Source organism: Leptospira mtsangambouensis, from assembly GCF_004770475.1.
Taxonomy (GTDB): Bacteria; Spirochaetota; Leptospiria; order Leptospirales; family Leptospiraceae; genus Leptospira_A; species Leptospira_A mtsangambouensis.
In genome coordinates this window covers 1,311,159-1,322,880 of the sequence record NZ_RQHK01000017.1, presented here as the reverse complement: position 1 = coordinate 1,322,880, position 11,722 = coordinate 1,311,159, and the positions used below count along the sequence as shown (strand labels likewise).

Annotated in this window: 11 protein-coding genes; 3 read left to right on the top strand and 8 right to left on the bottom strand. The window is 39.2% G+C overall.

The genetic code is table 11. The annotated features are described in order from the left end of the window. Positions 1-2: 2 nt before the first annotated feature. The 3 genes from EHR01_RS18750 to EHR01_RS18740 are packed head-to-tail and all read left to right on the top strand — an operon-like array spanning position 3 to position 1,820. Positions 3-476, top strand: coding sequence for a hypothetical protein (locus EHR01_RS18750; protein WP_244310192.1), 474 nt, complete (start codon positions 3-5; stop codon positions 474-476). A gap of 46 nt (positions 477-522) precedes the next feature. Continuing rightward, positions 523-1,608 (top strand): glutamine-hydrolyzing carbamoyl-phosphate synthase small subunit, encoded by a 1,086-nt coding sequence (gene carA, locus EHR01_RS18745; protein WP_135697469.1) that lies wholly within the window; start codon positions 523-525, stop codon positions 1,606-1,608. Between the two features lie 26 nt (positions 1,609-1,634). Then, entirely contained in the window at positions 1,635-1,820 is a 186-nt protein-coding gene (locus EHR01_RS18740) for a DUF5808 domain-containing protein (protein ID WP_004787592.1), read from the top strand. On the opposite strand, the gene EHR01_RS18735 is transcribed toward EHR01_RS18740, so the two are convergent. From EHR01_RS18735 to atpG, 8 genes are all read right to left on the bottom strand, one after another. Further along, complete coding sequence (locus EHR01_RS18735) at positions 1,782-2,825, bottom strand: hypothetical protein (protein ID WP_135697167.1); 1,044 nt, start codon at positions 2,823-2,825, stop codon at positions 1,782-1,784. The genes EHR01_RS18740 and EHR01_RS18735 overlap by 39 nt on opposite strands. Before the next feature lie 8 nt (positions 2,826-2,833). Then, complete coding sequence (locus tag EHR01_RS18730) at positions 2,834-4,231, bottom strand: MBOAT family O-acyltransferase (RefSeq protein ID WP_208721807.1); 1,398 nt, start codon at positions 4,229-4,231, stop codon at positions 2,834-2,836. 8 nt (positions 4,232-4,239) lie between these two features. Next, entirely contained in the window at positions 4,240-6,456 is a 2,217-nt protein-coding gene (locus tag EHR01_RS18725; protein ID WP_135697165.1) for a GAF domain-containing protein, read from the bottom strand. 1 nt (position 6,457) lies between these two features. Continuing rightward, a complete protein-coding gene (locus EHR01_RS18720; protein WP_135697163.1) occupies positions 6,458-8,677 on the bottom strand; it encodes a hypothetical protein in 2,220 nt (739 codons plus the stop codon). 9 nt (positions 8,678-8,686) lie between these two features. Beyond that, complete coding sequence (locus EHR01_RS18715) at positions 8,687-8,902, bottom strand: SLBB domain-containing protein (RefSeq protein WP_244310191.1); 216 nt, start codon at positions 8,900-8,902, stop codon at positions 8,687-8,689. Between the two features lie 128 nt (positions 8,903-9,030). Then, positions 9,031-9,411: an ATP synthase F1 subunit epsilon gene (gene atpC / locus EHR01_RS18710; RefSeq protein ID WP_004784107.1), complete on the bottom strand. Its 381-nt coding sequence runs from the start codon at positions 9,409-9,411 to the stop codon at positions 9,031-9,033. A gap of 5 nt (positions 9,412-9,416) precedes the next feature. Beyond that, positions 9,417-10,823, bottom strand: coding sequence for a F0F1 ATP synthase subunit beta (atpD, locus tag EHR01_RS18705; protein WP_135697160.1), 1,407 nt, complete (start codon positions 10,821-10,823; stop codon positions 9,417-9,419). A 21-nt stretch (positions 10,824-10,844) separates the two neighbouring features. Next, a complete protein-coding gene (atpG, locus tag EHR01_RS18700) occupies positions 10,845-11,714 on the bottom strand; it encodes an ATP synthase F1 subunit gamma (protein WP_135697158.1) in 870 nt (289 codons plus the stop codon). Positions 11,715-11,722: the final 8 nt, after the last annotated feature.

The following is an 11,722-nucleotide window of genomic DNA, read 5'->3' as shown; positions in this document are numbered from 1 at the left end:
AGGTGATTCGTTTTTCAGGCGAATTGGTGCATTGGGAAGCATCTGGTGAAGATCCACAGTTCCGATTCCTCGACCAAACCAACCTCCGAGAAAAAACCATCCATTGTGATGCAGAAACCATGAGGCTTGGTCTCGGAAACCAACCGTTCGAAAAACGCCATATTGAAGGAAAGGCAACACAACTTTCGCCCACCTCCGATGTTTGGTTATGTGTTGGCCGGCTTCATATTTTCCAGAAATACCAAGTTTCTGTTAGTTCCCCTTCTCCTCAGTCCAAAAGAATCCAAGGCCAGGTCATTGAAGCCGATGGGGAAACTGGTCAAATCGTTTATTTGGTCAGGGGGAAACGCTCCTATTTGACCATTGAACCTGGACTTGCCAGGGAAATGGCAGAGGCACTTTCAAAAATGCAAACAGTAGAAATCAACGGAGACTACCATTACGATCGGATAAAACGTTATTACCGAAAAGACTGATGAATTTTTGTTCGTCATTAGGGCCCATTTCTTTGGAATGGACTGGATGCAGGCTTTTTTGGTTTTAGCAAACGGAACGGTCATGAAGGGCCGATCCTTCGGTGCAAATAAGAATTCGATTGGTGAGGTAGTCTTTAACACCTCTATGGCGGGATATCAGGAAATCATCACTGATCCTTCCTACAAAGGCCAACTCGTGACCCTCACTTATCCCATGATCGGGAACTACGGTATCAATCCAGACGATATGGAATCGGATAAGATTCAGGCTTCTGGACTGATTGTCAAAGAATATGTCAAACGACCTTCCAACTTCCAATCCAAAGAAACTCTGAGTGAGTTTCTGATTCGGTTTGGAGTTCCGGCAATCGAAGGAATAGACACACGAAAACTAACACGCATTATTCGAAACTCTGGTGCAATGTCTTGTGGGATTTTTATTAGCGAAACCTATGAAGATTCTTTTTTAGAAGCAGTGAAAAACGCACCTTCCATGGAAGGACAAGACCTTGCTCAAGTGGTCACTTGTGAAAAACCATATGTATTTGGTGCTCACTCTCCTAGCAAATTTAAACTTGCTGTGTATGACTACGGAATCAAAAGAAATATCCTCAAACTTCTAGACGCAGCAGGATTCAACGTTCATGTATTCCCTGCCAAAACCAAAGCAGAAGACTTATTAAAAGAAGGATTTGATGCTTTTTTCTTATCCAATGGGCCAGGGGATCCTGCACCTTTGGATTATGCCATTTCTTCTGCAAAAACAATTATGGATGCAAAAAAGCCTCTGTTTGGAATTTGTTTAGGGCACCAAATCATCGGTTTGGCTCTCGGAAAAAAGACAGCCAAACTGAAGTTTGGTCACCGCGGCGGAAACCACCCTGTTCGAAACGAAGAAACTGGAAAAATTGAAATCACATCCCAAAACCATGGATTCCATGTTCTTGGTGAGTCAACAAGTGAGATGCCAATCACAAGGATCAATTTGTTCGATCATACGGTTGCTGGTCTAAAAACCAAAGGCCTTCCTGTGATGGCAGTCCAGTACCATCCAGAAGCTTGCCCTGGCCCACATGATTCCGCTTACCATTTCCAAGAATTTTATACTATGGTAGAATCCTCTAAATCGTAAGATTTGGCTAAATAGCGAGGTGATTCATGTCATACGGTGAAGATAAAAATTTTTGGGGAATCCCATACGGAACTGAAATTTCAGCAGAAGCATTTGTAAAAGATATTTGGGACCCAAGTACAGACGAAATCCTAACACCAAAACAATTTTTTGGACTTGGTTGGGGAGTCAACCTACATGCCCTCGGTAGACGAGTGGGCGTGATCAAATAGTACTCTTTTCAAAATTACAGAAAACGCATCTCTTCCTTTTTGGTTGAGATGTGTTAAGTCAGCAAAATACTGATACTCATCTAAAAACACAGATTTAAAATCTAAAACTTTTATATTCTTTCGATTGGGATCTGCCGAAATCGTTTTAAAAAACCCATCGGCAACTAAGTTCGCATCTGTTTTCAATATATCCTTTTCCATCTTAGGTGAAAATGGAATCCGAAGGAATACTATCTCTAAATTTTGTTTTTCCCAAAGGCGAACACATTCGAACCACAACTGAATGGATAAATCCCGCTTTCCTGCTAATATCTGAGTATTTAAATTTGGAAAAACTTCTGATTCTAATAATGTGGGATCTTCACCTATCGATTTCCATACCCAAGCACCTTGTTTGTTTTTTATACTATCTTGAATGTATAAATACTCTTGTTTTCTTCTTGAGATATCATTTTGTGCAGCCGGATCATACACCAAACGATTGATATTTGAACTAAGGCCAAAATATGGAAAAATCTTAACAATCAATTTCCAGCTCAAATCTGTTAGGTTAGAAAAGTATGCCTTCCTGAGCAAAGGATGTGTGATAGTATATTTGGACAAATTTCCAAAGGAATAAAACAATTGTCTGTTTGCATCGGTGACTGAGTTTTTACTCGTATTTAAGGGAGATAAATTTACATAAACTTTCTTTAGTTTAGGTAGTTTGTAGACAACATCTAAAGAATCGGAAAGAATTCCTTCCGGTTGTTGGCTTGGTTTCGGTAGGTATAAAATTTCCTCTTTAGACAGTCCTTCGATTTCTGCAATTGTCTCAGGTGAAATCCCACTAACAATCTGACTGTCCCCTAAAACTAGAACCTTTGCTTTCGTCCGAATCGTACGTTCATTTGCAAAATACCAATAAACAGAAGTTGTCTCACAGAACTGAATGATCCATTCTTCTGTCATATGCATAAAAAGGGAAATAGCCAATAAGGTGATAAAAAGCAAACGTAATTTCATAATGAATTCTAAAATTGAAAATAGAAAAAATCCTGTTTTCCAAACGGAGAAAATAATGAAAACCAAAGGAACAAAAAGAAAAAGATAAAAAGAAATGAATATGGCTTTGTGGATATAAAAAAGTTCGGACGGTCTGTATCTTTTTTTTCCTGCCAAAAATCAAAAAGAATTAATGGCAATGCTGTCCAAAGAATCATCAAAGGTATGGAAGAAAGATTTGGAAAAGAAGATAAATTTTGTAAAATTAACTTTGTTTCAAAAGGAGACTGGATACGAAATAGTAACAAGCCCATTGAAAAACTATAAAAAGTAAAAAAGACACCGAAAAGAGATATAAAACCTATATTCTCCTTCACCAAACCGTAATGTTTTAGACAGCGATAGAGAACCAAACATAATCCCAAATAAATTCCCCAAATCACAAATCCGTAACCTGCTCCATGCCAAATTCCGGCAAGAAACCAAACCACCATTAAGTTTGTATTTTCCCGAAGAAAACCATGACGATTTCCACCTAACTTAATATAGACGTAATCCCGTAACCATGTTGAAAGAGAGATATGCCATTTGGACCAAAACTCGGATGGATTCGAAGAAAAGAATGGCCTTTTAAAATTATTCATAAGCTGAAAGCCCATCATCTCCGCAAGACCCATAGCACAAAGGGAGTAACCAAAAAAATCCGCATACACTTGAAAAGCAATGACTGGTGCCACAATCCATAAAATTCCAGGTTCCAAAGATTCAAAAGACGGAGCATGGATTTCTACATACCGGGAAAATGGATCAGCGATTGTGGATTTAATGAAAACCCCCCATAAAAATAAAGAAATGCCATTCCATATCTTTTCTTTGGTGATGGTTTGTTTCGATTCTATTTGTGGGATTAGATTTCCTGGTCTTTCAATTGGCCCGAGCAGTAAAAGCGGGAAAAACAAATCATAAATTGCAAAAGTGAAAAAGTTTTTTGTAGGATTGATTCGTTTGTCATAAACTTCAATTAAGTAACTAATGTTATGAAATGTATAAAAAGAAATTCCAATTGGTAAAATAATTTCAGGTTTCCAAATAACTCCAGGAAAACCAAAACTAATCTTTAAATCAGAAAACAACTGCCAAACAAACACAAAATATTTAAAGGCGGCAAGATAGAGTAAATTTGCACTTACACCAAATATAAATATTACCTTACGTTTTTGACCCAACTCATTCGCAAGGTATCTTGCCAAAGAGTAATTAAAAATTACGGAAGTTAGCAGTAAAATGGTGGGTTTAATTCCCCACTGCGAATAAAAATATATTCCAAAGAAAAGAAGTAGGTACTTTCGAATTCGGTTAGAAACGAAATAGTAAATTGAATAAAAGAATATAAAATGAAAAAGAAAAGAAATCGAATTAAATAACACAAAGTTACTTAGGCTTCTTCAACCATTTCCAAAAATTGATTTTTGTCCTTGGTATCATCAGGATAAGACAAATTTAGAACCCGGTAAGTGGCACGAAACGAACCAATGATGGCTTCTTCTTTTTTTGCAAAAGAGGATTTGATTTTTTTGATGACTACTTCGGTTTCTTCTTTGTCTTTTCCATGAAGAACCATTGCAAATTTTCCTTGCCCAACTCTAGTAAAAAAGTCCAATTCCCCGATATGATCCATCATTGTTTTACGAAGAACATCCGCATAACGAGCGAATGTTCCAGCCCCTACCAAATGAACCATTCTGGATACATTTTGAATTTTGAATAAAGAAACGGTAAAATTTAAATTCATCTGAGATGATTTTTCGATCTCGCTTAAAATTCGAGATTCTAAAGGGTTGAATGGGTTTCTAAACAATGCTTCTTTTTCTTGTAGGATCAAAAGATTTGCAAATACAGGAGCAGAAGTTTCAAGAAGAGCTACGGCAACATCCCTTGTTGTGTCAGTCCAGGCAGTACTAGTCGAATGGACAACTACCATTCCCACAAGCCAATTGAGATTGATGATGGGAAGGATGGTAAACTCGCTCATAATCCCTAACTCATCATTTGTAAAAATAGATTTCAGCTCCGAGTCTTCTCTAAAATTTTCTAACTTATAAACACCAGGAACGTTGGATACCATCCCTACAATATCCGAGTCCTTACTGAGTTTAAAATCTTTGGCTCTTTCTGGCAAAATAAAATTAGAACCAAACACGATATAGTCGGATCTTGTTTCGGAATCCAAGACCAAAAAGGAAAACTGTTTTACGCCCAATTTGTTTTTAATGTTATCAATAAGAAGATCATAGGCTTCGTCCATTTTACGTACACGGGCGAATTCTCTTGCAGATTGTAAGACAGATTCATTGATTCCAATGACTTCTTTTGCCTGTACTAAATTGTCATTCATCAACTCAAATTCAGATACTCTTTCAAATACTGAACCCGCGATATCACCAACAATTTTCGCAAATTCTAAATCATCGGTGATATACTCTTCCCCATTGATCAGTTTACCAAGAGACAATACTCCAAAACACTTTTGACCGTGCCGAATGGGAACGAGGATTTCAGAACCCATTTCATTTAATAAATTCAATTCTCGGTTGGGCAAACGAGACGATTTAAATTCACCTGCATAAATAACAGTTTCAGAATCAGAAATACGGGAATAGATTTCATCGTTTGGAGAAAGATACCAAGAATCCTTAGATGGAATTCCTTGTGCAGCGACAGCTTCCCATTTCGGATTTTTGGGGTTTGTAGAAGTTAAAACAACAACTGAATTGCAACCTACTTGTCCAATTAAACTATAAACTAAGTTGTCAAAGTAATCAGAAAATTCTTTGGAAGAAGCAATTTCCTTTGTGATTTCAAAGATGGCTTGGTAATTTTCGATTCGTTTTTTGGAAGCAAGATGATAAGACATTGGTGCAGTTCCAAAGTCAGACTCATCATCAAATAATACATCTTCGCCGATCGGAGCTGGATCATCCTTTGTTTGTCTTAACGGCTGTTTGGCCGCTTCTCTTTTTGCATCGTTTTCCCACTCATCAAAAATGTTTACTTCTGGAAGTGGGGCATCGGGTTCTGCAATATCATCATGATAATCACGATCAATTAAATCATCACCAAACTCTGGTTCGTTTGCCTTTGTTGATTCAGGAGTTGGTGTTGGCTCCGGTGTTTCTGGAGATTCAGCTTCAAGTTCAGGTAATGGCTCTTCATCGGTAGGCAAATCAAAATCTAAATCTGGCTCTACTAAAGACTCGGAATCTTCGTCTGAGATTGGTTGGTAATCATTCGGACCATTTTCTAAATCGTTTTCTAATTGTGGGAGAGGGTTTTCATCCCATTCTTCATCCGCCAAGTCACCAAAGTCGGCGTCGGTCAACTCGGGTATATCACTTAGATCAAACTCTTCTTCTCCATCGGGATTTGGAAGATCACCAATTTCTGTAGCAAGAGTATCTGGAAAACTATCGTCTAACCATTCTGAGTCGGAATCTGCAATTGGAACCGAGTCTATGATTGGAGATTCAGGTTCTTCTCGAAAGTGTTCTGCCTTTTTCAATAAAGACGGCTTGTCTTGGGAATTTGTTTGCGATTTTGGAGTCTGGGAACCCGAAGTCTTTTTAATTTCTTCGGCTCTATCGAGAAGTCCCACTTTATAACTCCAATTCTTTCATCATTTTTTTATATAACTCGAAGTATTGTGATTTCGAGAACTCTCTGATGACCTCATCAGGAAGATTACCAAGTAGGTTGTCTAAATATCCTAGAACCTTTTTGCGATCTCCAACAGATAGGTTTTCACCACCTGCATCAGCAAACGCGTTTTCTGCGGAAGATCGTTTTTCTTCTGGCGCAGAAACATCGGATTTACGGAGTTCTTCCAATGGAGAAAGTTTTCCCTCCATTGCATATTCATCTAGATCAACTTCAAATTCTTCTGAGTCATCGCTTGCAAGGGTTGGTGTTCTTGTTTCTTTTGATAAGTCAGGAACGGATAAATCAAAACTATCATCAACGGTCGAATCAGAAGTGAAATCACCAAAATCCATTTCGGCTTCATGTTCTACTAGATTATCTTCATCATCAATTTGTTCGGATAAAGAAAATTCTTCTTCGATTGGAAGATCTGCAATATCATCCAATCCTTCTCCAGGAAGTTCTTCACCAAGAATTTCATCTAAACTTTCTGGTGAAAGAGTGATATCTTCCTCTTCCACATCTTCTTCTTCAGAGGCAGTAATGTTTTCTAATTCCTCCATCGATAAAGCGATGGATTCGTCTTCTTCATCTTCTGCCATCAAATCGGATTTTGGAGTCAGTTCCTCTTCGTATGGGAGTGGTGCCCTATCAAAACTATCAACAAGCTCTTCTTCTGAACTTTCTTCCGTATCAGAAGCAGAAGCAATGGATTCCAATTCTTCCATGGAAAGAGCAATCGGACCTTCTTCCTCTTCCTCAGAAGATTCAAATCCTTCCATCTGGCCTTCAAGACCTTCGAGAGAACTTTCTTCTTCAAGTTCTGATTCGGTTTCTCCTAAATCAAAACCAAAGTCATCACCAAGATCTGTTTCTAATTCATCGGTTTCTTCAATATCCAAATTTACAGAATCATCAGACTCTTCGATTGGATCACTCGCAATGATATTTCCTAATTCATCTGGACTTAAGGTAATGGATTCATCTTCTAATTCTTCGTTTAAGATGTCGGAAGTTGGTTCTTCATAGCCCTCTTCTTCCTCTTCAACTGCTTCGCCAGAAATATTTTCTAACTCTTCTAAAGATAATGTAAGAGGACCTTCATCCTCTTCTTCTTGCAAAGTAGGTTCTTCTTCAGGTGTTTCAAATTCTCCACCTAACAAATCAAATCCACTGTCGTCATCAGAGAAACTTGGTAACTCTGATTCTTCATCTGATGTTAAAAATTCTTCTTCAGAACCTAATGTTTCTTCTAAACTGGCTTCTCCACCTGCTCCAAGAATACTTCCAAGTTCTTCATCAGATAAAGTAAGATTTTCGTCTTCTTTGTTTTGACCAAATAATTCTTCTTCTTCTGGATCCACAAGAGGTTTGAATTCACTGTCCTCTTCTTCATTTCCAGGACCTAAATCATCTTTAGGTATAAACGAATCTTCATCATGATCGGTTAAATCAAACTGTGGTTTACCTTCTTCATCGAACGTAAGGTTTGTATCAATTTCCGAATCGTCTAAATCTAAATCAAGATCAGATTGTTCATCGATTAGATCATTTTGATGATCTTCTTCTTCAAACTGAGGACGTTCTGGTTCCCCTAAATGATCTTCCTCTTCCAAATTTCCAGTGATGTTTTCTAGTTCTTCTAGAGAAAGGGAAATTGGGCCATCTTCTTCCTCTTCTAAATCCTGTTTGGATTTTTTAGAAGTTAGAATTCCATCTTCACCATTAAGAATTGATTCAATTTCCTTATCCAGATCGATCAAATCATCATCGAACTCTAATTCAAGGTCTTCATCATCAATATCGTTATGTGTTTGTTTGGTGGGAGTTTTGGGTTTTTGGTTTTCTGACTCTTCTTCATAGTCAGAAAAATCAGCATGAATGTCTTCATCATGCAAAATGGGGTCTTCTTCCCCAAGTAAATTTAAGTCAGAATCTAAATCTATATCTAATAAATCATCATAGGAATCGGAGGAAGCAACCATGTCCGAAATGGAATCATCTTCATCATCAAAAGCAGAGATATCATCTAGGTTTGGGGCTTCGATTCCAGGTGAAACATCCAAATCATCATCACCCATATCAAAATCATCCAAATCCAAAGAAAACGAGTCTTCATCGAGTATAGGTTCGATGTTTTCTAGATCTTCGTTTTTATTCTGTTCTTGATCCGCCATTCGCCTCGATTACCGTTTTCCCAAATTTAGTACCTGGCCATCCTCTAACGGCTGTTCCAAGATACTGTCCTCCATTTTGATTTGCGCTCCGGGTAAGTATCCACCCGCCATTTCAATCAAATCCTTTCCATTTGAACCCGCTTCCAATGAATAAAATCCGGGATTCAATACGGGTCCCTCAATTCTAACACGAATCGGCTCTTCAGAATAGATTCTTTTTCGCAAATCAGGGTTTTCCTTTAAGTAAAAGAATCCGGCAAATAGTATCGTTACCAATACGGAACGTCGAATCCAATCTATAGCCAAAGGAAATCCCCCTCTGGTTTATTTTCGGCAAGAAGGGGGGAAAAAAATTAACGTTCGTGCAGTAAAATGCGAACTTTTGCTTTCTTTAGTAGAATTTCTTTGTCTTTGGAAATGGGAAGGGCTTCCGCTTCCTCGAGGAGTTCTACCGCGTGGTCATGGGACAAATCGTCTTCAGAATCCCCACCTTCGGTGAGAACTCTGATTTGGTCATTTCTCACTTCACAGAATCCTCCATCGATGGCGATTCGGAACTCTTTTCCAGCAGTATGCAATTTGATCAGCCCAAAATCGAGTTGGGAGACAAGAGTTGCATGGCCTGGTAAAATTCCAAAATAACCGACAGAACCAGGCAAAATCACAGATTCTGCCTTGCCCTGGTAAAGGATTTTGTCAGGAGAGATGACTGTTAAAGTCAGTTCTTTACTCATCCGAATTAACCTTTGAGTTGTTTCGCCGCTTCGATTGCTTCATCAATCGATCCGACCATATAGAATGCTTGTTCTGGAAGGGTGTCATACTTACCTTCGATGATTCCTTTGAAGGAACGAATCGTGTCTTCCAATTTTACATACTTTCCAGGTCGACCAGTGAACTGTTCTGCTACGTGGAACGGTTGAGAGAGGAATTTCTCCAAACGACGAGCACGAGATACTAGGATTTTGTCATCCTCTGAAAGTTCGTCCATACCAAGGATCGCAATGATATCTTGTAGGTCTTTGTATCTTTGAAGGATTCTTTGTACTTCACGAGCTGTGTTGTAGTGATCTTCCCCAACAATTTGTGGGTTCATGATTCGTGAAGTGGAATCGAGTGGATCCACAGCAGGATAAATCCCTTTTTCAGAAATGGCACGAGATAATGTCGTTGTCGCATCTAAGTGAGCAAACGCAGTTGCAGGAGCCGGGTCAGTTAAGTCGTCGGCAGGAACGTAGATCGCTTGCACCGAAGTGATGGAACCACGAACCGTAGAAGTAATCCGCTCTTGTAATCCACCCATTTCAGTAGAAAGAGTTGGTTGGTATCCTACCGCAGATGGCATACGACCAAGAAGTGCCGATACTTCGGAACCTGCTTGAGAGAAACGGAAGATATTATCTACGAAAAGTAAGATGTCTGATCCGGATTCATCACGGAAGTTTTCTGCCATAGTCAAAGCAGAAAGTGCGATACGAAGACGAGCACCTGGTGGTTCGTTCATCTGGCCAAAACAAAGAACTGTTTTGTCAATTACGCCAGATTCTTTCATTTCGTTCCAAAGGTCGTTTCCTTCGCGAGTTCTTTCACCCACACCAGCGAACACAGAGTAACCACCATGTTGTTTTGCGATGTTGTTGATGAGCTCTTGGATGAGAACGGTTTTCCCTACCCCAGCACCACCGAATAGTCCTGTTTTTCCCCCTTTGATATAAGGAGCAAGAAGATCGATGACTTTGATCCCTGTTTCAAAGATCTCAGTTTTTGGTTTAATTTCTTCGTAAGAAGGTGCATTTCTATGAATTGGTAATTTTTTTACGTCTTTTGGAAGGTCACCGAGTTCGTCGATTGCCTCACCGAGTACGTTAAAGATACGACCAAGAGTTTTTGTTCCTACTGGAACAGAGATGGGAGCTCCTGTATCAACAACTTCTAATCCTCTTTTTAGTCCGTCAGTGGATTGAAGGGAGATCGCACGAACTGTGTTGTCTCCAATGTGTTGTTGCACTTCTGCTGTAATTGTTACGTCTTTGCCGTTTACTTTCGATTGAATTTCTACAGCATTGTAGATCTCAGGCATATTCCCGGAATCAAAACTGATGTCCATTACCGAACCGATGATTTGTTTAATTTTACCTTTATTCATATATACTCCGAAAGACCTTTGTTAGGAGATGGCTTCCGCTCCCCCTACGATTTCTGAAATTTCCTGTGTAATTTTTGCCTGACGAACTCGGTTGTAACCGCGGGTTAGAAGTTTGATCATCTCACCTGCTGCGTCTGTCGCCGCTTTCATCGCCACTCTTCGTGCAATGTGTTCGGAAGCTACCGACTCCAAAATGATCTTAACAAAAGTTGTTTTGATCACCATTGGGAGAAGGTTTTCCAAAATTGTTTTTGGATCCGGTTCATACAATACTTCCGGACCAGAAGAACCTTTGGCACTTGTATCTTCCATAGATAACGGAAGAACAGTTGTTATTTCCGGAGATTGAGTTGCTGCCGAATAATAATGAGTGGAAATAATTTCAACAGAATCCACTGATTCATTTGCAAAACGTTCCATAAAGTAAGAAGCTAGATCGTTTGCTTCTTTACTGCCCGCTTTGTCATCAATATTGGTATGTGTTGTTACCAACTCAATCTTTGCAAATTTAAAGAAAGCAATGGCTTTTTTTCCTGCTGCGTGAACTTCTACTTCCACACCTTTTGACTTCAAGTCTTCGATACGGTTTTTGACCATACGAAGAAGATTGGAGTTAAAACCACCACATAACCCACGGTTTGCGGCAATTGCAAGGATAGCAACTTTACGGATTTTGTCCGGCTTCCTTAAGTAAGGGCTGTGAATGATCCCAGCAAGGCTAGACAAAGAAGATACTAACTCACGTGTTAAGTCAGCGTATGGTTTCGCCGCATTCACTTTGTTAGTGGCTTTTTTTGCCTTTGCCGTGGAGACCATCTCCATGGTTCGAGTGATTTTTCTCGTATTTTTAACCGAGTTAATCCTCTTTTTTATCTCACGCGGTGTCGCCAAGATCTTTC

What these genes read in the sequence shown, in the direction of transcription:
- carA (WP_135697469.1), top strand. Translation starts at nt 523, where the DNA reads ATGCAGGCTTTTTTGGTTTTAGCAAACGGAACGGTCATGAAGGGCCGA.
- EHR01_RS18740 (WP_004787592.1), top strand. Translation starts at nt 1,635, where the DNA reads ATGTCATACGGTGAAGATAAAAATTTTTGGGGAATCCCATACGGAACT.
- EHR01_RS18735 (WP_135697167.1), bottom strand. Translation starts at nt 2,825, where the DNA reads ATGAAATTACGTTTGCTTTTTATCACCTTATTGGCTATTTCCCTTTTT.
- EHR01_RS18720 (WP_135697163.1), bottom strand. Translation starts at nt 8,677, where the DNA reads ATGGCGGATCAAGAACAGAATAAAAACGAAGATCTAGAAAACATCGAA.
- atpC (WP_004784107.1), bottom strand. Translation starts at nt 9,411, where the DNA reads ATGAGTAAAGAACTGACTTTAACAGTCATCTCTCCTGACAAAATCCTT.
- atpD (WP_135697160.1), bottom strand. Translation starts at nt 10,823, where the DNA reads ATGAATAAAGGTAAAATTAAACAAATCATCGGTTCGGTAATGGACATC.